General features: G+C 72.4%; 26 protein-coding genes. 13 read left to right on the top strand and 13 right to left on the bottom strand.

Features of this window, described 5'->3' with window-relative positions; translation table 11 throughout:
• Positions 1-7: 7 nt before the first annotated feature.
• Positions 8-1,681 carry a SpoIIE family protein phosphatase gene (locus tag BJ971_RS23805; protein WP_184995437.1) on the top strand — a complete coding sequence of 558 codons (1,674 nt, stop codon included), beginning with the start codon at positions 8-10 and terminating at the stop codon, positions 1,679-1,681.
• Here BJ971_RS23805 and BJ971_RS23800 read toward each other — a convergent pair.
• The 5 genes from BJ971_RS23800 to BJ971_RS23780 all read right to left on the bottom strand — a co-directional run bounded on the left by BJ971_RS23800 (position 1,678) and on the right by BJ971_RS23780 (position 7,234).
• A complete protein-coding gene (locus tag BJ971_RS23800) occupies positions 1,678-2,064 on the bottom strand; it encodes a response regulator (RefSeq protein ID WP_184995436.1) in 387 nt (128 codons plus the stop codon). The two genes, BJ971_RS23805 and BJ971_RS23800, sit on opposite strands and share 4 nt — an antisense overlap.
• A gap of 8 nt (positions 2,065-2,072) precedes the next feature.
• Complete coding sequence (locus tag BJ971_RS23795) at positions 2,073-3,797, bottom strand: hybrid sensor histidine kinase/response regulator (protein ID WP_239087821.1); 1,725 nt, start codon at positions 3,795-3,797, stop codon at positions 2,073-2,075.
• A 303-nt stretch (positions 3,798-4,100) separates the two neighbouring features.
• Entirely contained in the window at positions 4,101-4,760 is a 660-nt protein-coding gene (locus tag BJ971_RS23790) for a PAS domain S-box protein (RefSeq protein WP_184995434.1), read from the bottom strand.
• Between the two features lie 218 nt (positions 4,761-4,978).
• Positions 4,979-6,172 (bottom strand): endonuclease, encoded by a 1,194-nt coding sequence (locus tag BJ971_RS23785; protein ID WP_239087822.1) that lies wholly within the window; start codon positions 6,170-6,172, stop codon positions 4,979-4,981.
• A gap of 111 nt (positions 6,173-6,283) precedes the next feature.
• Positions 6,284-7,234 (bottom strand): hypothetical protein, encoded by a 951-nt coding sequence (locus tag BJ971_RS23780; RefSeq protein WP_184995433.1) that lies wholly within the window; start codon positions 7,232-7,234, stop codon positions 6,284-6,286.
• A gap of 313 nt (positions 7,235-7,547) precedes the next feature.
• Here BJ971_RS23780 and BJ971_RS23775 point away from each other — a divergent pair, with 313 nt between their 5' ends.
• A complete protein-coding gene (locus BJ971_RS23775) occupies positions 7,548-8,345 on the top strand; it encodes an aminoglycoside phosphotransferase/kinase family protein (protein WP_184995432.1) in 798 nt (265 codons plus the stop codon).
• Between the two features lie 58 nt (positions 8,346-8,403).
• Here the strand turns inward: BJ971_RS23775 and BJ971_RS23770 are convergent, their stop codons facing one another.
• Complete coding sequence (locus BJ971_RS23770; RefSeq protein ID WP_184995431.1) at positions 8,404-9,177, bottom strand: aminoglycoside phosphotransferase/kinase family protein; 774 nt, start codon at positions 9,175-9,177, stop codon at positions 8,404-8,406.
• An 81-nt stretch (positions 9,178-9,258) separates the two neighbouring features.
• Here BJ971_RS23770 and BJ971_RS42255 point away from each other — a divergent pair, with 81 nt between their 5' ends.
• Together BJ971_RS42255 and BJ971_RS23755 are read left to right on the top strand one after the other, a co-directional pair.
• A complete protein-coding gene (locus tag BJ971_RS42255; protein ID WP_275411407.1) occupies positions 9,259-9,939 on the top strand; it encodes an MTH938/NDUFAF3 family protein in 681 nt (226 codons plus the stop codon).
• Between the two features lie 51 nt (positions 9,940-9,990).
• Positions 9,991-11,082 carry a DNA glycosylase AlkZ-like family protein gene (locus BJ971_RS23755; protein ID WP_184995430.1) on the top strand — a complete coding sequence of 364 codons (1,092 nt, stop codon included), beginning with the start codon at positions 9,991-9,993 and terminating at the stop codon, positions 11,080-11,082.
• Between the two features lie 108 nt (positions 11,083-11,190).
• On the opposite strand, the gene BJ971_RS23750 is transcribed toward BJ971_RS23755, so the two are convergent.
• Positions 11,191-11,568: a hypothetical protein gene (locus BJ971_RS23750; protein WP_203709670.1), complete on the bottom strand. Its 378-nt coding sequence runs from the start codon at positions 11,566-11,568 to the stop codon at positions 11,191-11,193.
• 211 nt (positions 11,569-11,779) lie between these two features.
• Between BJ971_RS23750 and yiaA the strand changes: the two genes are divergently transcribed.
• Positions 11,780-12,265, top strand: coding sequence for an inner membrane protein YiaA (yiaA, locus tag BJ971_RS23745; RefSeq protein ID WP_184995429.1), 486 nt, complete (start codon positions 11,780-11,782; stop codon positions 12,263-12,265).
• A gap of 146 nt (positions 12,266-12,411) precedes the next feature.
• Positions 12,412-12,804 carry a winged helix DNA-binding protein gene (locus BJ971_RS23740; RefSeq protein ID WP_203709672.1) on the top strand — a complete coding sequence of 131 codons (393 nt, stop codon included), beginning with the start codon at positions 12,412-12,414 and terminating at the stop codon, positions 12,802-12,804.
• 6 nt (positions 12,805-12,810) lie between these two features.
• Here BJ971_RS23740 and BJ971_RS23735 read toward each other — a convergent pair whose 3' ends face one another.
• Positions 12,811-13,266, bottom strand: a complete 456-nt coding sequence (locus BJ971_RS23735) for a Clp protease N-terminal domain-containing protein (RefSeq protein ID WP_184995428.1) — start codon at positions 13,264-13,266, stop codon at positions 12,811-12,813.
• Positions 13,267-13,293: 27 nt separating this feature from the next.
• Here BJ971_RS23735 and BJ971_RS23730 point away from each other — a divergent pair, with 27 nt between their 5' ends.
• Both BJ971_RS23730 and BJ971_RS23725 read left to right on the top strand, forming a co-directional pair.
• The gene (locus BJ971_RS23730) at positions 13,294-13,491 is read left to right on the top strand and encodes a hypothetical protein (protein ID WP_184995427.1); all 198 of its coding nucleotides are present in this window, start codon (positions 13,294-13,296) and stop codon (positions 13,489-13,491) included.
• A gap of 123 nt (positions 13,492-13,614) precedes the next feature.
• Positions 13,615-14,397 (top strand): LLM class F420-dependent oxidoreductase, encoded by a 783-nt coding sequence (locus tag BJ971_RS23725; RefSeq protein WP_184995426.1) that lies wholly within the window; start codon positions 13,615-13,617, stop codon positions 14,395-14,397.
• Positions 14,398-14,466: 69 nt separating this feature from the next.
• Here the strand turns inward: BJ971_RS23725 and BJ971_RS23720 are convergent, their stop codons facing one another.
• On the bottom strand, positions 14,467-15,759 hold the full coding sequence (locus BJ971_RS23720) for an MFS transporter (RefSeq protein ID WP_184995425.1): 1,293 nt from the start codon (positions 15,757-15,759) through the stop codon (positions 14,467-14,469).
• Positions 15,760-15,821: 62 nt separating this feature from the next.
• Positions 15,822-16,370, bottom strand: a complete 549-nt coding sequence (locus BJ971_RS23715; protein WP_184995424.1) for an RNA polymerase sigma factor — start codon at positions 16,368-16,370, stop codon at positions 15,822-15,824.
• A 53-nt stretch (positions 16,371-16,423) separates the two neighbouring features.
• Between BJ971_RS23715 and BJ971_RS23710 the strand changes: the two genes are divergently transcribed.
• From BJ971_RS23710 to BJ971_RS41530, 4 genes are all read left to right on the top strand, one after another.
• On the top strand, positions 16,424-17,746 hold the full coding sequence (locus BJ971_RS23710; protein WP_184999063.1) for a serine/threonine-protein kinase: 1,323 nt from the start codon (positions 16,424-16,426) through the stop codon (positions 17,744-17,746).
• Positions 17,747-17,848: 102 nt separating this feature from the next.
• On the top strand, positions 17,849-18,301 hold the full coding sequence (locus tag BJ971_RS23705; protein ID WP_239087823.1) for a cytidine/deoxycytidylate deaminase family protein: 453 nt from the start codon (positions 17,849-17,851) through the stop codon (positions 18,299-18,301).
• Between the two features lie 80 nt (positions 18,302-18,381).
• The gene (locus tag BJ971_RS23700; protein ID WP_184995422.1) at positions 18,382-19,443 is read left to right on the top strand and encodes a DUF2157 domain-containing protein; all 1,062 of its coding nucleotides are present in this window, start codon (positions 18,382-18,384) and stop codon (positions 19,441-19,443) included.
• Between the two features lie 77 nt (positions 19,444-19,520).
• Positions 19,521-21,032, top strand: coding sequence for a CehA/McbA family metallohydrolase (locus BJ971_RS41530; RefSeq protein WP_184995421.1), 1,512 nt, complete (start codon positions 19,521-19,523; stop codon positions 21,030-21,032).
• Positions 21,033-21,038: 6 nt separating this feature from the next.
• Here BJ971_RS41530 and BJ971_RS23690 read toward each other — a convergent pair whose 3' ends face one another.
• Entirely contained in the window at positions 21,039-21,263 is a 225-nt protein-coding gene (locus BJ971_RS23690; protein WP_184995420.1) for a hypothetical protein, read from the bottom strand.
• Between the two features lie 59 nt (positions 21,264-21,322).
• Positions 21,323-21,541 carry a hypothetical protein gene (locus BJ971_RS23685; protein WP_184995419.1) on the bottom strand — a complete coding sequence of 73 codons (219 nt, stop codon included), beginning with the start codon at positions 21,539-21,541 and terminating at the stop codon, positions 21,323-21,325.
• A 162-nt stretch (positions 21,542-21,703) separates the two neighbouring features.
• Between BJ971_RS23685 and BJ971_RS23680 the strand changes: the two genes are divergently transcribed.
• Positions 21,704-21,886 carry a hypothetical protein gene (locus BJ971_RS23680; protein ID WP_184995418.1) on the top strand — a complete coding sequence of 61 codons (183 nt, stop codon included), beginning with the start codon at positions 21,704-21,706 and terminating at the stop codon, positions 21,884-21,886.
• Positions 21,887-21,895: 9 nt separating this feature from the next.
• Here BJ971_RS23680 and BJ971_RS23675 read toward each other — a convergent pair whose 3' ends face one another.
• Positions 21,896-23,122, bottom strand: a complete 1,227-nt coding sequence (locus tag BJ971_RS23675) for a phytase (protein WP_184995417.1) — start codon at positions 23,120-23,122, stop codon at positions 21,896-21,898.
• Positions 23,123-23,204 lie beyond the last annotated feature (82 nt).

Genomic DNA, 23,204 nt, shown 5'->3' with positions numbered 1-23,204 from the left:
GAGACCGATGGCGACCGTGTTGGTTGTCGATGACGATCCGATCAGCCGGGACTTTCTGCGCACGTTGCTGGGCTACCGGGGGCATCAGGCCTGCGAGGCCGCCGACGGCGACACCGCACTGATGCTGGCCCGCCGGCAGCTGCCGGACGCGGTGATCACCGACGTCATGATGCCGAACCTGGACGGCTACGAGCTGGCCCGGATGCTGCGCAGCCAGCCGACCACCAGTCATATACCGATCGCGTTCAGCACCGCGCACTACCGCCACGAGGAGATCGAGCCCATGGCCCGCGCCTGCGGCGTCCGGGACGTGATCTTCAAACCGGCGCAGCCCGGCATGGTGCTGGCGACGATCGACGCGCTGCTCGAGGCCGGGAACCTGCCCGGGCAGGTGCTGACGGGCGACCTCGTCGGGCACACCGACGACGTCGCCGTCGCCGCGCCGGGCCGGCAGGCCGCGCTGCCGGCCGACGAGCTCACGGAGCAGTGGCGGATGCTCGCCGCGGACTTCGCCGACCGGCTGGCCGAGACCCACCAGCTCACCCAGTCCGGCACCTGGGATCTCGACCCGGAGGCCGGCCTGATAGTGCTGTCGATGGGCCTGCGCGACCTGCTCCGGCTGCCCTCGGCCCGGGTGCGCCTCGAGCAGCTCCGGCAGCGCGTGCACCCCGAGGACCTCGCCAAACTCCTCACCACCGCCGGGAACACCCTGCGCACCGGCGTGCCCAGCCTCGCCGAGGTACGCGTCGCGGACATGGACGGCGGCGTACACGAGCTGATCGTGTCCTGCCGGACGGCCCTGCCGGGGCGGCAGCGCGCGGACACGCCCCGGGTCGTGTGGGGAGTCGCGCAGGACGTCACCGAGGTACGCCACGCGCAGCGCGCCCACCTGCGGGCGCAGGCGGAGTGGCACGCGGAGCGGCGCACCGTCGACTCGTTCCACCGCGCCGTGCTGCCGCAGGCGCTGCCCCTGGTCGCCGGCGCCAGCCTCGGCGCGATCTACCTGGCCGCCCCCGAGCGGCTCGACGTCGGCACCGGCTGGTACGACGCGCAGGAGATCTCCGGCGGACGGATCCTGCTGTCGGTCGGCGAGGTGGCCGGGCACGACCAGCCGGCCACCGCCGCCATGGCGCCGATCCTCGCCGCGCTGCGCGCGTACGCCTTCGAGGACCCCGACCCGGCCCGCCTGCTGACCCGGCTGAACCGGCTCCTGGTCGGCGTCGTGCAGGACGACACGTTCGTCACCGCCGTCGTCGCGATCTATGACCCCGACACGAGCTGCCTGTGCGTGGCGAACGCCGGTCACCCCGTACCCATGATGGTCATGCCCCGCAGCGGCGGCGTGCCGGCGGTCGCCCTGCTGCGGCAGCGCGGCCCGGCGCTGGGGGTCTTCCCCGACGCCGAGTTCACCGGGCAGTACCTGACCATGACGCCGGGCGCGGTGCTGTGCGCGTACACCGACGGCCTGACCGACCGCCACAGCGGCCCGGAGGCCGGCGACGCGCAGCGGCTCCCGTATGCCGTCGTGCGGGCGCTCGGCGAACTCGCGGACGGTGCGGCGGATCAGCAGCCGGACGCGCAGGACCTGGCTGAGGAGATCGTCCGGGAGGTACTCGGCGGCGACTCGCCCGACGACGACGCCTGCGTCGCCGTCCTGTGGGTCGCCGGGGACGGCGACTAACCCGCACCCAGCGAGTCGTCCACCAGGCGCAGCAGATCCTCGATCTCGTACGGCTTGGTCAGCCACTGCGCGCCCTGCGCCAGCAGCCGCAGATGGACCGAGGGATCGGTCTCGCCGCTGACCACGATCACGGGAATGGAGCGGGTGGCCGGGTCGGCGCGGAGCTGGGCCAGCACCTGCTCGCCGCTGATGTCGGGCAGGGTGAGGTCGAGCAGCACCAGATCCGGGCGCAGCCGCGTGGCGCTGTCCAGGCCGGAGCGGCCGTCCGCGGCGGAGCCGAACACCACACCGGGGCGGCAGGCGAGGATCCGCTCGACCAGGATGGTGTTGATCGCGCTGTCGTCGATGTAGAGCACGGTCTTCCCGGTCAGTTCGGATGGCACCGCATACCTCAGTTCGTCGCCGTGGCAGAGCTGGTTCGGGCGTCCAGGACGGCGCGGACCGTCCGGGTGATTCCCGTGGCCGTGTAGGGCTTCTCCAGGAAGGCGACGCCCGGGTCGTCCCGGGTGGTGGGTGTCAGCACCCCGCGGGTGTGCGCGGAGGTGAAGAGGACGGGCAGGCCCGGCAGCATGGCGGTGATCCGGTCGGCCAGCTGCTGGCCGTTCATGCCCGGCATGATCACGTCGGTGACCAGCATGCTGATCTCCGGGTTCCCCTCCATGATCCTGAGCGCGTGGTGCCCGTCGACGCCGGTCAGGACCCGGTAGCCGGCGGTGCGCAGGATCCGTTCGGTGAGCGTACGGACCGCGGGATCGTCCTCGATGAACAGGATCGTCTCGGTGCCCGCCACCAGCCGCTGCGGCACCGGGTCCGGCACGGGACCGACCGGCAGCTCCGCCGCCGCGGCCATCGGCAGGTACACCTCGACCGCGGTGCCCTGACCCGGCCGCGAGTTCACCTGGATGCACCCGCCCGCCTGCGTCACTATGCCGTACACGGTGGACATGCCGAGGCCCGTGCCCTTGCCCTGCTCCTTGGTGGTGAAGAACGGCTCGAAGATGCGGGCGGCCACCTCGGCCGACATGCCGCAACCGGCGTCGGAGACGGTGATCCGGACGTTCTCCCCGGGCTGCGCGCCCAGCTGGGCGGCGGCCTCGCCGTCGACCTCGACCCGGTCGGTGCCGATGATCAGGGTCCCGCCCTCGGGCATCGCGTCGCGGGCGTTGACGACCAGGTTGACGAGCACCTGCTCCAGCTGACCCGGATCGATCCGCACGTGCAGCGGCGCCGTCGCGGCCGTCACCACCATCTCGATGTCCTCGCGGATGAGCCGGTGCAGCATCCCCTCGAGCCCCGTGACGAGACCCACGACGTCGACGACGCGCTCCTCGGCGGTCTGAGTCCGGGAGAACGCCAGCAGCTGCCGCGTCAGCGTCGCCGCCCGGGTGGCCGCCTCGCGGATCATGGTGAGGTCGCGGGCGGATGCCTCGTCGGCCCGGGCGATCAGCAGCGCCGCGTACCCGTCGATGACGGTCAGCAGGTTGTTGAAGTCGTGCGCGACCCCGCCGGCGAGCTGACCGACCGCGTCGAGCTTCTGCGCCTGGCGCAGCTGCGCCTCGATGTTCTTCTGCGCGGTCACGTCGGCGACCATCGCGAGGACGTCGCCGTCGTCGTCGACGCGCGCCGTCAACGCGACCTGCGCGCACATCACCTGGCCGCCGCTGCGGTGCAGCCCCAGCTCGAGCCGGCGGGTCCCGCCCTCGGCGACGCCGGCGAGCTCCCGTTCGGCGAGCTGCCGGTCGGCCTCGGTCACCAGGTTCATGAACGCCGCGCCCGACAGCTCGTCCTGCGGCCGGCCGAGCATCGCGGCGAACCGGCTGTTCGCGTACGTGATCCGGCCCTCGCCGTCGAGGAGCAGCACGCCCTCGCTGGTGGTCTCCACGATGCCGCGGTAGCGCTCCTCGCTGGCGCGCAGCGTGGCCTCCGCCGCCTGCCGCAGCCGGAGGTCCTCGAACACCGCCGCGCCGCGCACCAGCGCCGGGAAGCGCCCGCGCAGTGTCCAGTACCAGACCGCGAGCGCGGCGGTCACGACGTCCCAGCTCGCGATGGAGGGGCTGCTGAACGCGTGCCGCATGGCCAGCCCCATGTGCATCGTGGGGTCCAGGTAGGGCAGCATCAGGTGCACGGTGTGCGCGCCGTGGTGCACCGCGCAGCTGAAGAAGATCGCCGCGGTCGCTAGCCCGAGCGGATTGTTCCGCCATTGGCGCGTACGCCACAAACCTCGCGCGATGGCGAATGAGATAGCCAGATAAGCCACGAGAATCACCGCATTGGCCAATGCGGTCAGCTGCCACCACTCCACGGTTCGCACACCACCCGACCACGCAGACAGGACAGCCACTCCCGGCCGGCCAAGGCCACACCATATCCACTTGCGAGCGACACCGACCATCACCTGATCGGGGTACCCGGATACCCGTCAGCCGTCCACCGGGCGCGATTTCTCATTGATCAGTTCCAGTAGCTGCCGTGCGCTCTCCTGCACGAGCTCGAGCTGGCGCACCTGCTCGTCGTTGAGCGGGCCCGGTAGCCGCAGCAGCAGGGTGCCGGTGAAGCCGATCACGGCCTGCAGCGGGGTCCGCAGCTCGTGGCTGGTGCGGGTGGACAGGACCTGCTGCTCCGCCGGCTCCGCCTGCTGTTGGGCGTCCCGGCCGCCGTCGGGGGCGGCGCGGACGCGGCGGGCGGCGGCGGCGACACCGACGATGTCACCCGCGTCGCCGGCGATGGGCGAGACGCTCAGCCGCACCGTGACCATGTTCCCGTCGCGGCGGACCCGCTCGGCGATGTACTGGTCGAGCCGTTCGCCGCGGGCGAGCCGGCGCAGGATGACCGCCTCGCCGGCCCGGGCCGCGGGCGGGTAGAGCTGCTCGGCGCGCCGGCCGACGATCTCCGCGGCGCGATAGCCGTAGAGCTGCTCGGCGGCCGGGTTCCACGTCGTCACCACGCCCTCGAGCGTCATGCCGACGATCGCATCGTGCGACGAGCGCACGATGTCGGCGAGCCCGGCATCCGGGGCGGATGCCTCGGCGAGCCGGGACTCACCCGCGGACCATCCGAGGCTGTCGCCGGGCGCGTTCATATTCGGATCCGCAAGAGTCGTCCTCGCTCCAGGATGGGCCTAATGACCATGTGAAAGGCCTTCCGCCGAGCCACCAACATTTCGCAGCAAATAGGCTAGCCCGACGACTTTCGGCCACACAAGCGACCACCGGCCCTAGACAAACGCCCGCGCGCAGGCCATCCTGCGCGCGGGATCTCCGAATTGGACCTTGTGAAATGCGCCCGCCGGTCGCCGCACTAGCCGAAGATCGACGTGACCCACTCGGGGTGGTCGATGAACGGGTTCCGGTTGTGCTGGTAGCTGCTGTAGATCAGCTCGTTCCGGCGCATCTCGAACGCGTCCGGCGGGTCCTGGAGGTTCCACTGCCGCAGCGCGGACAGCCGGCCCAGCCGCGGCGCGGTGCCGCTGCCGGTGGCGTCGTCGACCTCGAGGTTCGGCCAGGAGTCCCCGCCCTCGTAGCGCACCGCCATGTAGAAGATCATTCGCGCGACATCGCCCTTGACCGCGGCCCGCGGTTCCCAGGAGTCGGCGTCGGTGCGGTTGCCCGGTGCGTCGGCGACGGCGGTGCCGCCGGTGTCGAAGTCCTTGTTGTCCCGCTCCGAGTTGACGTGCACGTCCTCGGGGCGAAGATGGTGCAGGTCGGTGCCGGGCCCGTTGGCGGTGCCGAAGTCGCCGTGCGACTTCGCCCAGACGTGCTCACGGTTCCAGTCGCCGAGATCACCGCCGTTGAGCGACTTCGACCGGCTGACCCCGGAGTAGAGCAGGATCACGTTCGCCGAGTTGGCGGGGTCCTGGTCGGTGACCTTGAGCGCGTTCCAGACCGCGTCGTACGACAGGGTGGAGACCCCGCTGGAGATGATGCCGTGCAGCGCGCTCTTCAGCGCGGCGCCGGACTTGCCGGCCGCGGCCGCGTAGTACCCGGTCGGCGCCGGCGAGGTGGTGCCGGTCGGCGTCGGCGTCGGGGTGCTCCCGCCGAGCGTCATCGCGGACGGTGACTTGAGGCCCGCGTGCGTGAAGTAGGCGGTCAGGGTGCCGGTCACGGTGAGCGGGTCGCCGATCAGGCCCGGGTTGCTCTGCAACCCGAAGCTCGACCGGTAGGCGCTGGTGATCTGGACGTACAGCATGTCGCCGGTGTCGGTCTCGCCGCTGCTGTCGGCGATCGCCAGCGCCGTGTCGCCGGTGAAGTTGGCGAAGAGCACCGTGTTGGTGGCGGTGGGCTGCCCGACGATGTAGCCGCGGACCGTCCCGGTGCCGCCGCTCTGGCTGCTGATCGCCTGCGCGACCGTCATCGTGGCGGCGGCCACCGGCCGCATGCCGGGCGAGGTTCCCGCCGGCGCCCTGAACATCGGGATGGTGAGGGCGAGCAGGCCCAGAAGGGCCGGCATCAGGAGCGCGAGAGCGCGCCGATGCGACGTCAGTCCGGACATCATCTCAGCTCCGTTCGCCAGGCCATCGACTACCAGCAGTATGGAAGTCAGGATCGTTAATAGATCCATATCAACTTCGTCATATGTTTTGCTGTCGTGGTGGCGCGCAGGCCCTCAGCTCTGCTGGTAGTTCACCGCGGCGAAGCCGCACGGCGCGTGCAGGTGCAGGTAGTAGGCGCCCTCACCGAACTCCAGGTCGGCACCGCCGACCAGGCCGATGTAGTCCATCGCCTGCCCGCAGCCGGGACAGTCGGCGTGCTCGGCGTCCTGGATCCAGTCGGGGCTGCCACCCAGCGTCGAGCCGCCCTCCTCCCACGCACCGGCCTGGAACGGCGACGCCCGGCGTTCCCCGACGGCGGGCAGCACGGCCGGCGGATCCTCCGGCAGGGCGCCGACCCGCAGGTGTTCCGGCCGGCTGTTGCCCGCCCACCATGCGGCGCCGCCGTCGGGGGTGACCCGGCAGTACAGGGTCGTGTGACAGGTGCAGAGGTGGCAGGTGGTGATCCTCAGCCGGCCGCCCCACCCGGTATGCGCCAGGGCGACGCCCACCTCGGCGACGCCGACATCGAGATCAACGACGGTCCAGAGCTCTGACCTGCACCAAGGGCACGCCGGGCCTCCGCCGGCCCTCGGCACCCCGTTCATGATCATCTGGTACGCCGTTGGCGCGCAGAGCTCGCGCCGGCTGCCGTCGGGAGCAACCGTCCAACCAGCCTCGCGCGCGTAGTCCAGCGCCCTGACATGCAGCTGATCCGCGCCGGGCGGCGGCGACTCCTGCCACCGCCGCAGCGCCTGCTCGGCACCGGGATCCGAGGCGAACGCGAGAATGGCCAGCAGATTGTTGAGCCGCCCCGGCGCCCGCCCGGCGTCGACGTCCTCGACGATGCGGCGGACCACGTCACCGCCCGCGCCGCGGTAGAGAACCGGTGGCCACAGCACGCCCGCGTCGAGAAGCGGACCCAGATGCCCGGCCAGCCGCGCCGGCTCGGCGGCGGCGATCGCGACCAGTTCCTCGAGCGCGTCGTCGTCGTCGGCCGCGGCCGCCCGGACCAATTCCTCGATCATGGCGGCATGCTAGCGGCGGGGGTCTGTCATGTCCGGAGAATTCGGTGGCGGGGCCGCGTGCGGCCCCGATAGCCTCCGGGCTCCGGCTTGGCGAGGAGGTCCTGATGGCGTGCATGGTTCCCGGCGAGGTGGCCGTTACCGCTTCGACCCCTGAGTTCGCCGCGATCTGAACGATCACCGCCCTCGTGGGCGGGACACGCGAACCCTCGGCTCGCAGCGGTCCAGCCGGCCGCGGTCTTCTCCGCGCCGCCGGCTCCTGGCGCCGTCATTCGGCGCCGTATCACCGCTTACCGCGCTGACACGAGGAGAATTCGTGGTTTCCGCATCGTCCTTCGAGCCGCTCGCCGCGGCCGAAGGCGGACCCAGTCATGTCATCCGTTCCGGCGAGACGATCCGGCGTCCCGCCCAACCCTGGACCGGCACCGTCCATGCGCTCCTGCGCCACCTCGAGGACGCCGGATTCGCCGGCTCACCGCGGGTGGTCGGCGACGGCTTCGACGCCGCCGGCAACGAGGTGCTCACCTACATCGAGGGCGATCTCGTTCACCCGTACGCGTGGTCGGACGAGGCCGTCGGGCAGGTCGGCGGGATGCTCCGCGACCTGCACACCGCGACGGCCGGCTTCCGGCCGGCGCCGGACGCGGTGTGGCAGCGCTGGTGGATGCATCATCGGGGCGCAGACCCGGTGATCGGCCACTGCGACGCCGGACCGTGGCACACCGTCGCCCGGGACGGACTACCCGTGGCGTTCATCGACTGGACGCTGGCCGGCCCGGTCGACCGCCTCGACGAGGTGGTGGCCACCGCCTGGTGGCACGCGCAGCTGCACGACGACGACGTCGCCGAGCGCAACAACCTTCCCGACGCGGCCACCCGCGCCGGGCAGTTGCGGCTGTTCCTCGACGGCTACGAGCTGCCGCGCGCCGACCGGCAGGGCCTGGTCACCAGAATGATCGAGTTCGCGATCCGGGACTGTTCCGCCGAGGCGGTCCGTGCCGGCATCACCCCGGACTCGACCGACCCGGCGCCGCTGTGGGCGCTGGCCTGGCGGGCCCGCTCCGCCGGGTGGATGATCCGCCACCGCACCCTGCTCGAACGGGCCATCGCCTAGCTGGCAGGCCCGGGCCGGGGCCGCCGAAGCATCGGTGGCCCCGGCCGCCGGCAGAGTCTCAACGCAGCCAGAACGTCTCCGGAAGGGCCTGCACGTCGGTCGCGGACCGTTCGAGAAGGCCCGCGATGGGTAGCAGCGCCACCGACGCCGGGTCACCCTCGCCGGCCATGCGGCGGATCACGCCGGCCTGCCGGCGGGCCCGCTGTGGCACTACGGCTCCGAAGCCACGCCGGTCGCCGTCGTAGCCGTAGGCGTCAAGCAGAAGATGAAGGCGGCGCGACCGCTCCCGCGGGTCGTGGCCGCCCGAGGCCGTGCCGTCGGGCGGTGAGGCGAGCGGCACCCAGGACAGCGCGGAGAACGCCAGGTCCCAGTCCCGTGTGGACGGACCGGCGATGTCCCAGTCGCAGAAGCCGACCAGCCGGTCGCCGTCCACCACCGCGTTGTAGGGCGCCGCGTCCTGGTGCCCGACGATCATGCCGGGCCCCATCGCGCCACCGATGAACCAGCGCTCGCCCGCCGGCGGCGTGAAGTCGGCCGTCAGGTCGTGTAGCCGTCGCAGCCACCGCCCGACCTGGATCAGCATCGAGTCGGCCGACGTCCAGGCCGGCCAGGGATTCCGGTCGCCGATCGTCTCGCCCGGCAGATAGGTGAGCATCTCCCGGCCCTGGTCGTCGAAGCCGAGCGCGCGGGGAGCGGACTCGAACCCGGCATCCTCGAGATGGCGCAACAGCGCGTGCACCGTCGCCGTCCACGGCGAGGCCCGCTTGTGAACGACACCGTCGATCAGCGAGGCGCCGGTGGTGTTGCCGCCGGGCAGGGTCGTTTCGGACATCCACCGTTTGTATCGGGTGTCGAACGGCGGCGACACCGATTTTCGCGGTCCACGCGGGCCGGGTGGCCGCAGACTGGGCTGATGACCACGAGCGCGGGTTCGGTGCGCGTCTTCGACGCGGATGAAGGCTGGGGCGTCATCGACGGCCCGGATGTTCCGGGTGGGTGCTGGGTGCATTTCTCGGCGATCGCCGCCGAGGGGTACCGCGAATTGACGCGGGGGCAGGATGTCAGCTTCCGTGCCGAGGCGGCGGAACAGGACGGGTTCGCCTATCGCGCGGTGAAGGTCTGGACGGGAGACACGGAGCCGCCCGATCAGCCAGGAACCCACGGCGGCTCAGTCGCCTACCGCAGCTCGCTGACCCTGAGTTTCGATCCGCCCCCGAGCGACGTGGCCGGGCCGCGGTCGCCGGGGATTCTGGCGATCTCGTGGGGGCGCATCGAGGTGGAGGGGCTCGGGGTGGTCAAGGAGGCCAAGCTCTATCCCGGCGGCGGCCGGGAGTGGGACTGGTCCGAGACCGGCACCCGGCACAGCCCGGGCATCCAGCCCGCCGACGTCGAGGAGATTCTCCTGCACGGCGCCACCGCCGTCGTCCTCTCCCGCGGCATGGACCTGCGGCTTCAGGTGGGCCGGCCCGTGCTCGAGTTTCTCGAGCGGCAGGGCGTCGCGGTGCATGTCGCCGAGACGAGGGAAGCGGTGCGGATCTACACGGAGCTGGCGGCGGAACGGCCGGTCGGAGGGCTGTTCCATTCGACCTGTTGAGGTCATGAGGACGGGACGCTTCTTGTCGTACCCGCCGCCTAGTCTCGCCTGATGACCGTGCACAACCTGTCGCGCACCGACGCGCGCCGGCTCGCCGTGCGTGCCCAGTTGCTGGACGCCCGGCGGCCGGACGGGATGTTCGACGCGGTGCGCCGGCTGACGCTGCTCCAGAATGATCCGGCCGCGCCCGTCGCGCCCAGCGCCGACCTGGTCCTGTGGAGCAGGCTCGGCTCCTCCTACTCGCCGGCGCAGCTGCGTGACGCCGTCGACGAGCAGGCCCTGCTGGAGCTGCGCGGCATGATCCGCCCGGCGGAGGACCTCGCGCTCTACCTGGCGGAGATGGCCGAGTGGCCGGGGCGCCCGCCGCTGCGCGACTGGCAGGAGGGCCTGCGGGAGTGGGTCGACGTCAACAACGGTTGCCGGATCGACGTCCTCTCCCGGTTGCGCGCCGACGGGCCACTGACCACACGCGAGCTGCCGGACACCTGCGTGATCCCGTGGCGCTCCTCCGGCTGGAACGACAACCGGAACATCACCAAGATGATCGACTTCCTGGTCCAGCGGGGCGAGGTCGCGGCCGCCGGCCGGCGCGGCGCCGACCGGCTGTGGGACCTGGCCGAGCGGGTCTACCCGGACGAGATGGTGCCCTACGAGCAGGCGCTGAACATCCGCGAGCAGCGGCGGCTGCGCGCGCTGGGCATTGCCCGCCCCCAGGCGCGCCCGGCCCGCGGCGGGCCGGACGACGCGGGCGAGCCCGCGGTGGTCGAGGGCGTGAGGGGCCGATGGCGCGTCGACCCGGAGCTGCTGGACGCGGCCTTCACCGGCCGCACCGCGCTGCTGTCCCCGCTCGACCGGCTGGTCTACGACCGCAAGCGGATGGCCGAGCTGTTCGAGTTCGACTACCAGCTGGAGATGTTCAAGCCGGTCGCCGAACGCCGCTGGGGCTACTGGGCGCTGCCGATCCTGCACGGCGACCGCCTGATCGGCAAGCTCGACGCCACCGCCGACCGCAAGGCCGGCGTGCTGCGGGTGGACGCGATCCACGAGGACGCCCCGTTCACCAAGGCGATGACCGCCGCGGTCCGCCACGAGATCGAGGACCTGGCGGACTGGCTCCGCCTGGACCTCGCCCTGGCCACCTGACCGGGTGGCAGCCCGACCTGCGGGGAGGGGAGTTCGTGCTCACCGAACGCGAGCCTGCGGTCCGGGTGGAGGCGCGCCGACAGGCCTGGCGGGTCGTCAGCTTGACGGCTAACGGGGGTCGCCCGTTTGCCAGGGGTGGAGGAATCGTTCCGGCCGTAGGTTCCAGGTCTCGAGGGCGACCATGAGGTGGGCCTCATCGGTGACGGTCATGGACCGGACGAGGACCGCGCCGATGTCGTAGTCGAAACCGTCGACCCGGTCGGCGTCGTATTCCCAGTGCGTCAGCTCGAACGCGCGCCCCCGATCGGAGCGGGCCCACCCCTGCCCGCGGGCGTCGGCGTCGGCTCCGGTGGCGACAGGTCTGACATCGATGAAGGCACGCCTGCCCGGTCCGGACGAGGCAACCTCGGTGACCAGCCGCCGGCCGAGGCGTAGGGCGTTCAGCTTGTCGAGCGGCCAGGTCGGGGAGTCTTCGGCCGCTGTCATGGTGCGGGACGGCCGGCCAAGGGGCGCCGGTCGGTGGGTTTCTCCGGGTCCGTGCTGTGCATGGCGGGAATTCAACCAGGTCGAACGGCCGGTGGGGGTGCTCCCCGTTGTTTGAGTACCGCGACTCAGGACTGGCGGCGGGCGGGTCGCGCAGGCTGTGCATCACGCCGGGCACCGTGCCGGGCGGCGCCTAACGCCTCTGGAGAATGTCGTGACCAACCAGCCGTCGTCCTCGGCCCAGCCCACCGCCGCCTTCGTGGGGGCCTCCTGGGCAGTACTGCTGCTCGGTGTCGTGTCCTTCGCCGTCGGGCTGTGGAACGCCACGATGGCCAGGAGCGAGAAGGGCTTCTACGCCGCCGTTCTGGTGCTGGGCGTGTTCGCCGCCATCTCGTTGCAGAAGTCGGTGCGGGACCGGGCCGAGGGGCTGCCGGTGTCGGCGTTGTATCTGGGGCTGTCGTGGTCCGTGCTCGCCCTGGGAGTGGTGATGCTGGCGGTCGGGCTGTGGAACAGCGGACTGGCGCTCAGCGAGAAGGGCTTCTACGGCCTGGCGTTCGCGATGACGCTGTTCGCCGCGGTCGCGGTGCAGAAGAACGTGCGCGACACCCTGCAATTCCGGGCGCCGTCGCGATCCGCCGCCGCGCCGTCGGTGCCGGCCACGGACCACATGAACGGCATCATCACCGGCGTTCCTCGGTGACGGGCGGCTGTTGACCTCGACCGAGGTTGAGGTTTTACCGTCCTCTTCCAGCCAATCCCGACCGAGAGGACGGTACATGACGGCGGAGTTGTTGTCCGACGCCGAGCTTGCGGGGCAGCCCGCCGCCTACTGGACCGGGGTCGCCTATGAGGCCCTCATCGCGTTCACGCGCGCGGCAGGCCGAGTTCGGCTTCACCCAGCCCCAGTTCTGGTTGCTGCGCAACCTTTCCGGCAACGATCTCTCGCCGGACGGTCACGGGATGACCGTCCCCGAGCTTCGGCGGGCGATGAGGACCTATCTGCGGGCCGAGGACGATCTCGACGCCGAGGCGGAGGTGCTCGTGGGGCGCGGCTGGCTGAGCCGGGCGGGGGAGCGGCTGCGGATCACCGAAGCGGGTGAGCGGGCACGGGTCGGCCTCAAGCGGCACGCCCCGGAGATCCGCGCCCGAATTCACCAGGACATCGACGACGCGGACTACGTCACGACCCTCAAGGTGCTCCGGCAGATGATCCGGAACACCGGCGGCTCGGTGGCCTGATCTCCGTCAGCCCTCCGCGCGCAGTCGTTCGATCTCGGCGTGGACGGCGTCGTAGGTCACGCCCAGGTCCGACAGCCTGCCGACCGTGGGGTCGCCGGTTGCCTGGAGCAGTCCCAGCAGCAGGTGTTCGGTGCCGATCCGGTCGTCACCCAGTCGCCGCGCCTGCCGCGCAGCCCGGACCATCGCCTGCTCGCACGCCTCGGTGAACGGGATGTGCGTGGGGGAGGGATGAGGGCCGGGCACGAGGGCGCCGGCGATCGCGTTCTCGGCGGGCGCGCACGAGCCGGACAGGCTTGCCACGGCGCGTGCGGCCATGCCCTTCCGCACGGCGAACAGGGCGAGCAGGACGTGCTCTGGTCCGATGACGCGGCTGTGCAGGCCGCCGGCCCTGCGCCGGGCGAGTTCGACGGTGCGCTTGGCCCGGTCGTCCAGGTGGGCGAGGGGTGACTGGTCGTTGATCACGGGTCCTCCGGCGTTCACGTCGTATGCATGGCTCCAGTGTGCCCGGAGGCCTTTTCGGCGGTCGCCGCGTTCATCGGGGCGGTGGTCCTGCTGATCCTCGGTCTCCTCGGCCTGCGCCACGCCCGGCGCATGAAACAGGCGGCCCCCACCCAGCCGGCCGCGACCGGCGACGCCCCGACGGGCCTGACGGGCGAGACACCGGCCGCCGAGACACCGCCCGCCTGACCGGCGAGACGCCGGCCGCCGAGACGCCGGCAGGCTGACGGGCGGGGCGCCGGCGGTCTGGGCCGGGTCGCCCCGGCTGCCTGGCCGGAGGCACCTGGCGGAGGCGATCTAAGATCGTCGATCATGGGGATGAAGTCGGGCAAGGTGCGTGTCGCGGTTCAGATCACGCCGGCGCGGGCGGACTACGCCCAGATCCGGCGGGCGGCCGGCGAGGCGGACGCGCTCGGCGTCGACGTGATCTTCAACTGGGATCATTTCTTTCCGCTCGGCAAGGACCGGACCGGCAAGCACTTCGAGTGCTGGACCATGCTCGGTGCGTGGGCCGAGTCGACCCGGCGCGCGGAGATCGGCGCGCTGGTCAGCTGCGTCGGCTACCGCAATCCCGACCTGCTCGCCGACATGGCCCGCACCGTCGACCACGTCAGCGGCGGCCGGCTGGTTCTCGGCCTCGGTGCGGGCTTCCGCGAGGTGGAGGCCGCCGAGTACGGGTACCCGTTCGGATCGCCGGCCGAGCGGGTCCGGGACCTGGGCGACGCGCTGCGGCGCATCGAGGGGCGCCTCGCCGCGCTGAACCCGCCGCCGACCCGGAAGGTGCCGGTCCTGGTCGCCGCCGACGGCCCGGTCGCCCTGCGGCTGGTGGCCCGGCACGCCGACATCTGGCACACCTTCGCCTCGGGCGAGGCGCTCGGCGAGAAGTCCGGGCGGCTCGACCGCTACTGCCGCGAACTGGGCCGGGACCCGGCCGAGATCGAACGCTCGACGTTCGTCAAGGGCGACCCGTGGCAGGTGGGGCCCGAACTGCGCGAGCACGGCATCGGCCTGTTCACCGTGATGACGGACGGGCCCGACTACGACCTGACGGAGCTGCGCCGCTGGCTGGCCTGGCGCGACGAGAGCTCCCGCTAAGCGGGCGGTGCCAGCGGGTCCTGATATTCCACGACGTGTTTGCGGGACGCCCGATTCCAGATGCGCTGATTAGCCCGCGTCGTCGGATCCACGTCGCGATTCTGCCAGGTCCGGTGTGGACGGCGGCCGGCGTCGTTCGGCCCGCCAGGCGGGCAGGTAGAGCGGGGCGGCGACGGCGAGCACGGCGCCGCCGACCAGCATCGCGGTGCTGAGGCTGGTGGCGGCGGCCAGCGCGGTGAGCGCGACCGCGCCGAGCGCGCTGGCGGGCTGGGACACCATGGAGTTCAGCGAGATGACGCTGGTCCGGTAGGGGCCGTCGACCTGGCGGTGCAGCAGGCCGTAGTGCAGCGGGTTGGACGCGCCGTGCACGGTGTAGCAGGCCAGGTAGGCGATCAGCACCCCCACCGGGCCGGCGAACAGTCCCATCCCGGCCACCGTGACGCCCTGGACGATCCGCAGCAGCGCGGCGCCGGGCGCGGCGCCCGGCCAGCGCAGCAGCAGCGGGGTCAGCGCGGCGCCGGCCGCCGAGGCGAGCCAGGCCACCGAGCCGGCCGGGCCGAGCAGCGCCGCGGCCCGGTCGGCGTCGCCGACCACCTCGGCGAGGCGCACCGGCAGCAGGCCCTCGAAGGTGACCATGCCGAAGCCCCAGAACAGCTCCACCGCCACCAGGGCGGCCAGCACCCGGGAGCGGCGCAGCAGCCCGAACGCCTGCCGCACCATCCGGGGTGCCTCGGCGGCCGAGGCCCGCAGCGCGCCGAGGCCCTTCGCCGGGCGTACCTCGCCCATCAGCAGGAGCAGGGTGACCAGGCTGACCAGCTGAAGCGCGATGGCGGCCAGCACCGGCACGGTGAGCGCGCCGACCGGGCCGATCGGGCCGAGCGCGACGAGGCCGCCGCCGAGCAGCGCGCCGGCGGACATCGCCACCCCGAGCACGGTGCCCGCGAGGCCGAGGCCGGGCTCGTACCTCGCCTCGGGGTCGGCGGCGAGGGTGGCGTCGACGTACCAGGACTCCAGCGGCCCGCTGTCCAGCGCGCGGTAGACGCCCTGGAGCGCCCAGCACAGGAAGATCAGCGCGAAGGAGTCGGCGACCGCGAACAGCGCCAGCGAGACGAGGTTCACCGTCCACGCGGTCGCCAGCACCGGCCTGCGGCCGAGCGCGTCGGCGAGCCCGCCGGTCGGCAGCTCCAGCGCGAGGACGACAAGGCCCTGCGCGGTGACCGCCAGCCCGATCTGCGGCAGCGACAGGCCGCGGTCCTGCATCAGCAGGATGATCACCGGGACCATCAGGCCGGTGGAGAGCCAGCGCAGGCCGTGCAGCACCAGGAAGCGGTGGCGCACCTGACGGACGGACAGACCGGTCATGGACATGCACAATACTTGTGCACGTTAGTCATGCACAAGTCCTGTGCATGTCGGGAGAGCGGCTACATCCCCTGCGTCAGGTACTCGCGGACCTGGCCCCGCGCCTGGTGGATGCGGGACTTCACGGTGCCCTCCGGGATGCTCAGCTGCACCGCGATCTCCCGGTACTCCAGCTGGCAGATGTCGCGCAGCACCATCGGCGCGACCAGCTCCGGCTTGCGGGCCTCGATCCGCTCCAGCGCGTCCAGCAGATCGAGCCGCGATCCGGCGATGACGCTCGTGGTGCGGGGATCCGGAACCTCCACCGGCGGATGCTCGTGCGCCTCCTCGGCGGCGCGCCGCTTGAGCGACCGGTACGTCTGCCGCGCGCTGTTGGCGATGACCACGTGCAGCCAGGTGCTGAACGCCGACCGGCCCTCGAACCGGTCGATGTTGCGGGCCACCTGCAACAGCACGTCCTGACAGGCCTCCTCCGCGTCCTGCCAGCACGGCAGGAAGCGGGCGCAGCGGCGCAACACGTTCGGCCGGATCAGCCCGAGCAGCTCGTTGAGGGCCGCCGAATCACCCGCCGCCGCGCGGCGCGCGAGCTCCTCCTGGTCATCGTTGCTCATCCTGGGCCCCCGGTCAGATGTCTTGGCGCGCGGCTCATACTACGTACGTGTCCATGCCCGCCAAGATCGGTCGCTTTCGCGTCGTCCGGCGGCTTGGCTCCGGCGCCTTCGCCACGGTCTGGCTCGCCGAGGACGACTCCCTCGACTCCTCGGTCGCGATCAAGGTGCTGGCCGACAACTGGGCACACGACCCCGATGTCCGCGCCCGCTTCGAGCAGGAGGCGCAGGTGCTGCGGCGCGCGGATTCCGAGCGCCTGGTGCGGATACACGACGTCGACGAGCTGCCCGACGGGCGGCCGTACCAGATCATGACCTACGCCGCCGGCGGCACGCTCGCCGAGCGCCTCGAGGCCGGGCCGATGCCGGTCCGTGTGGCGCTGCGGACGACCGCGGACATCGCCCGGGCCGTCGCCGACCTGCACGACGCCGGCGTGCTGCACCGCGATCTCAAACCGTCCAACGTGCTGTTCGCGACGGTCCGCGGCACCGAGCGGCTGCTGGTGGCCGACCTCGGCCTCGCCAAGTCCCTCGCCCACGCGTCCGGCTTCACCGTGGTGGCCGGCACGCCGGGCTACATGGCGCCGGAGCAGTCCCGCCCCGGTGGCGGCCTCGACGTGCGTGCCGACGTGCACGCGATCGGCGCTATGGCGTACCAGATGCTCACCGGCCGGAAACCGGCCGCCGGAGCCTGCGCACCGTCGAAGCTGCGGTCGGGGGTCTCCCGGCAGGTCGATCAGATCGTGTTGCGGGCCCTGGACGCCGACCGGACCCGCCGCTGGCCGTCGGCCGCGGCCTTCGCCGACGCGATCGAGGACGTGCTCGGCGCCAGCCCGTTCCGCCGGCGTTCCCTTGTCCTGCAAGGCTTCGGGCTCCTGGTCGCGGTGGGTGCGGCCGCCGCGCTCGGCGGTTCGGCGTCCGCGAGCGAGGAGGGCTGGACGCGGGTCGCGGACGCCTCCGGGAGGCTCTCGGTCGCGGTGCCCGACGACTGGGCCGGGCAGGCGAGGACCGGCGGCTGGAACCCGGCCTCGCTGGGCCTCGCGGACGAGCGTGCGCCGGGCCTGCTCGTCGGATCCGACCTCCCCCGATGGTCGGATACGGCGAGCAGGGCCCCCGGCGTCTTCGCCGGCGTGGGCACCGCCATCGGCGGCGCCACGCTGCCGGTCCATGCCGGCTGCACCCGGCAGCCCGACCGCCGGGTCACCGCCGCCGGGCTCGACGGCATCGTGAGACGGTGGACGAACTGCGTGGGTACGCCGGTCACCTACAGCGAGGTCGCACTCTCGTCGGGGCGCGGCGACGGCGTCTACGTCCAGATCAGGCAGGCCGACGCGATCGATCGCACCGACGAGGTCCTCGCCGGGCTCCGCTACTCCTAGGGCATGTGTGTGCGCCTCTCCCTCGGTCCGTCATAAAGTTCGATGCCACCGGCGGCGGGTTTGTTCGGGCTTTCATGTCACGGAAAGATAACGGGGGAGAGCGTGGATCTGGATCCGGATCGGCGATGGCTGCGGGAGGCGATTCGGGCCTCCCGGTCGTGTCTGCCGAGCCCGACCGCCTACTCCGTCGGCGCGGTCATCGTCGACGAGCACGGCCGGGAGCGGTCCCGCGGGTTCTCCCGCGACCGGGATCCCGTCGTGCACGCCGAGCAGTCCGCCCTCCTGCGACTCGGTGGGAGCGGCGCGGACCTGTCCCGGTCCACCATCTACACGTCGATGGAGCCCTGCACCGTCCGCCGGTCCGCGCCGCGCACCTGCGCGGACCTGATCATCGCGGCCCGGCTCCGGCGGGTCGTGCTCGCGCTGCCCGAGCCGCCGCTCTTCGCCCGCTGCCTCGGCATCGAGACGCTGCGCAACGCCGGCATCGAGGTCGTGACGATCCCCGACCTCGGCGCGGAGGTGGAGGCGATCAACGCGGCCCTGCTCGCCGGCTGACTGAGTACGCGGGCTCTGTCGGGTCTTGCCGCCGTGGTGCAGCCTGTTGGTGATCAGCACCGGCTCAGGGAGGCCCCCAGGTGGAACAGAGCACAGACGACCGATCCGCGCCCGTGCCCGCCGACCCGGACACCGACCGGCTGCGCGCCGCGCTCGGCCGCCTGGTCGGGCGGGGTGTGCTGGACGACTCGCAGGCCGCCGCGGTCGTCGCGGAGTTCGCCGGTCTGCCCCAGCCGTCGCGCGCGGGCGGCCTGCGGCGGATCTTCGGCGAGATCGCCGGCTACGTCGGCGCCTCGTTCGTCGTCGGCGCGTGCCTGTTGTTCCTCGGCGACGAGTGGGAATCGCTCGGCCGGCTCGGGCGGTTCGCGATCCTCGCCGGCATGGCCGTCGCGCTGTTCGCCGCCGGCATGGCCGTGTGGTGGAACGCGATGCAGGCCGATCGCGACGGGCGGAGCGCCTCGCCGGGCGACGACCTGCACCGCCGGCTGGCGAGCACGCTGTTCACCGGCGCCGCTGCCGCCGCCGCCTTCGCGGCGTACGCCAGCCTCGAGTCGAGCACAAAGGACTATGAGGCCTACGCGGCCGAGGCGCCGTTCGCCGCCTCGGTCGCGGGCCTCGCGGTGGTCGCCGTCGGTTACCTGCTCGCCCGTACGGCACTGGGCCAGCTCGGCATGGCCGTCGCGGCGTTCGCCGTGTACGCGACCCTGCTGGAACTGCTGGACGTCCCGGACTACTCCGCTCTGCTGGGCCTCGGCACGATCGCGCTGGGCGCGCTCTGGGCCGTGCTGGCCTGGCGGGGACTGGTGGCCGAACGTCGTCTCGGGCTCGCGATCGCGGTGGCCCTCGCGCTGATCGGCGCGCAGTTCGTGGTCGGCGAGTCCGGCCATGCCTGGACCGTCCTCGGCTACGTCCTGACGGCGCTGGTGGCCGGTGCCTGCTTCACCGCGTACGCGAAGATCCGTGACTGGGTCCTCCTGGCCGGCGGCGTCGTCGGGGCCACCCTGGTGGTGCCGGAGGTGCTCTACGACGTGACCGACGGTTCCCTCGGCCCCAGCGGCGTCATGCTGGCCGCGGGCGTCACCCTGCTGATCGGCAGCCTGGCCGGGCTCCGCATCCGCGCCACCCCGTCGACGGGCACCTAGTGTTCGCCGGCCGGTCAGCGGGCGGCCATCGAAGGGCATCAGTCTGATCGTCGGGGACCGCGAGGGGAGCGTTGACGATGACGGGGATCGAGCGGCGCCACTTCCTGATCGGCGCGGCCGCGGCCGGCGCGGCCGCCGTCGTGCTCGGCCCGGTCGAATTCGCGTACGCCGCCGGCGGCGACCAGGTCGGCACCGTGACCGGGCACATCGACTACGGGGCACCGGACTGGGTGTACATCCCGGTACGGGTGCCGCCCGGTGTCAACCGGATCACCGTCTCCTACGGCTACGACCGGCCCGTCCCGCCGCCCGGCTACGACGGGAACGCGCTGGACATCGGCGTCTTCGACGAGGGCGGCATCGGGCTCGGCGACGCCGCCGGCTTCCGCGGCTGGTCCGGCGGCTTCCGCACCGAGTTCACCATCAGCGCCTCCGACGCGACGCCCGGCTATCTGCCCGGCCCGGTCCGGCCCGGCACCTGGCACGTCATCGTCGGGCCCTACAAGGTCGCGCCGGCGGGACTGAACTGGACCGTCACCGTGACGCTGTCCTCCGCCGCGACCGGCGCGCCGTTCCGGCCGCGTCCCGCACCGCATACCGCGACCGGTCGCGGCAGGGCCTGGTACCGGGGCGACATGCATCTGCACACCGTCCACTCCGACGGCCGCCGGACACCCGCCGAGGCGGCGGCCGGCGCCCGCGCCGCGGGGCTGGACTACATCGTCTCCACCGAGCACAACACGTCCAGCGCCGCCGGCGTGTGGGGCGAGTTCGCCGGTCCGGATCTGCTCGTCATCGACGGCGAGGAGATCACCACCCGCAACGGCCACTACACCGCGCTCGGCCTGCCCGCCGGCACCTGGATCGACTGGCGTTACCGGGCCGTCGACGGCGCCCTGGCGCGCTTCGTACGTGAGATCCACGCCGTCGGCGGCCTCGCCGTCGCCGCGCATCCCCTGGCACCCTGCGTCGGCTGCGGCTGGAAGTTCGGCTTCGCCGGTCTCGACGCCGTCGAGGTCTGGAACGGCCCGTGGACCCTCGACGACGAGGCGGTCGTCGCCAACTGGGACAACCTGCTCGTCGCGGGCGCCCGCGCCGGCGGCTGGATCCCGGCCGTCGGCAACAGCGACGCGCACAGCGAGCCGCAGGTCATCGGCCTGCCGCACACCGTCGTGTACGCCGATGGGCTGAACCGCCGCGCGATCCTCTCCGCGGTGCGGGCCGGCCGCGCGTGGATCGCCGAGTCCTCCGCTGTCGATGTCGAGTTCGGCGCCGCCGGCGGCACCCGCCGGGCCGGCATCGGCGAGCGGCTCGCGGTGAGCGACGACACCCCGGTCACCGTCACGCTGGCGGTCACCGGCGCGCCCGGCGGCATCGTGCGGCTGATCACCGACCAGGGCCTGAGGTCGTCCCGCGCGCTGCCGGCCGACGGACCCGGAACGGTCACCTGGACCACCACGCCCCGGAACTCCCGGTACGTCCGGGCCGAGGTGCGCCGTCCACAGCCGACCGCGAGCACGCCCGACACGATGGTCGCGCTCACCAACCCGATCTTCCTGGGGCGGCCCGGTAATCACCCGGAGGACTGACCCGCCTTACCGGCCGATCTGGCAGTACCGGCGGGGCGCGGGGTCGACCGGTGCGGCGGACCGCGTTCCGGCCTGGCGCCGGTGCAGCCGGCGCAGGACCCGCTCCACATGCTGATCGATGTCCGTCGAGGCCAGCGCCGGCAGGCGCAGGCGCAGCGTCCGGGCGATCCTGGCGCGTGTCTGACGGGTGTCGTCATCACCCGCCGGCGCAGGCGGGAGGTCGGTGCTCATGGGTCAACGGAAGCGGGCCGGGCGCGGTCCCGTCAATTACGCGGACAGGGACTTGACGGTCAGGCGGCGCTCGCGCGCGACCGGTATCGGTGATCGGCCGCCTCGCCGGTCAACAGGTGATTCAGCTCCTCCGCACACCGTCGTGCGGAACTGGCCGCCGCGGCGGTGATCCGCAGCCGCTCGCCGGCGTCGATGGGTCGCGCGGCCACCAGGGCGCGCCGCAGGGCCTGTAGTTCGCTCAGGTGGGCGTCCACGACGCCGAGAACCTCGCTGTGCATCCGAATCACCTCGCCGGCAGCGTACGCGCGAATTGATTCAGGAGAATTGCCGGCCGCACCGGGTATCAAAGACATTCACGTTCCGGACATCGAAGCGTGGCGTTCTGCTAGCCGTCCGGGTGCAGCGTGAGGGGGCCCCTTCCCTTCATCGAAGCGACGGTCATGATCGCTCTCCCGGTCGTACTCCTGGCAGCTCTCGTCGGCGTCCTCCTCGCGGCGGCCGACAGTCCTCACGTGCAGGACAAGGCGCGGATCGAGCGGCTCAGCACGCTGCTGCTCGTGGCCGGCGCGGTGACGATGGCGGGAGGCGGTGCGTTCGTCGTGCACGGCTGGCTGGCCGGGTGACGGCCCGGGTCACCGCAGCCGCAGCGACCGCCAGTCGACGAACTTGAAGTTGGTGCTGACCCGGCCCTGGTCCGGGGTGTTCTCGCCGTCGTGCAGCACCAGCAGCCCCTGCGGGTAGCCGGGCAGCGGCGTCGACGTCGCCGCCGCGCCGTCGGAGTGCTGCACGCCGTCGGCGAACCGGCCGTCGGCCACGGTGAAGCCGCTCACCGGCCGGTTGGTGCGCAGGTCGTACACGAAGAACCGGCTGTCGCCCTGGCTGGAGATGAGCAGGTAGCCGTCGCCGCGTCCGGTGCGGTAGATGGTGGCGCCCTCCACGTCGGCGCGGATCCGGCCGCCGTAACCGGGGCCGGAGACCGTGCACTCCTCGGTCTCCGGGTCGTAGGTGGCCGGCGCACCGTATTCGGTGACCTTCTCGACGAGGCGGGCCCCGCCGGCGAAGCGGCCGCCGCGCAGGTCGATCCGCCACAGGCCGACGTCCTCCTGGCTGGCGTAGAGCACGCCCGCCTTGTCGTCGACGACCATGCCCTCGACCTGGGGGAGTTCGCCCGGCTCGGCGCAGGGCGTCCAGGTCCGGCCGTTCGGGAGCCGGAACCGCGAGGGCAGGTCGAGCGTGTCGGTGCCGCGGTAGGTGACCCGGCCGGCCTCGCCGCGCAGCTCGAAGACGCCCAGCCGGGTGGCGTGCCGGCGGCTGACCACCGCGTGACGTCCGTAGGTCGCCAGGCCGTAGCCGGTCGACTGACCCTCCACCTCGGCCTCGTCGCGGGAGAAGAGCAGCGGCACGTCGGCGGCCGTGACGTCCACCAGCGGCGCGTCGCCGCGCGCCACGGCGGCCGGGTCGATCCGGTAGAAGCGCAGGCGGTCGCGTCCGCGGTCGGTGACCACGGCGACGTCGGCCCGGGCGCCGCCCAGCGGCAGACCGGAGACGATGTCCACGTTGTTGAACCGGCCGCCCTCGCCGGCCGCGACGGACTGGACCTGCCGGCCGCTCAGGTCGTAGACGCGCAGCCCGCCGTTCTTCGCCGTGCCGATGACCAGGCTGCGCGACCGCAGCCGCGGGTGGATCCAGATGGCGGGGTCGTCGGCGTCCGCGTCGCCGCCGGCCTCGTCGTCGTAGAGCGCGGGCGTCTCGGTGGTCGCGGTGACCGGGCGCGGCGCCGGTTCGGGTGCGGCCGCGGCCGGGCCGGGCGCGGCGACGGCGGACAGGACGACGGCGGTGGTGAAGGCAACGGTACGCATTCGCGGGACGTTGCTACATCAACGTTGCGTGCCGGTGGGCCGTCGCCCAACGCCAGGCGAACAGCAGTCATGTCGTCGGACG

It is taken from the genome of Amorphoplanes digitatis, assembly GCF_014205335.1.
In the GTDB taxonomy this organism is placed as follows: domain Bacteria; phylum Actinomycetota; class Actinomycetes; order Mycobacteriales; family Micromonosporaceae; genus Actinoplanes; species Actinoplanes digitatus.
The sequence above is the reverse complement of the archived record's forward strand: the minus strand, read 5'-3'. Positions and strand labels throughout refer to the sequence as shown.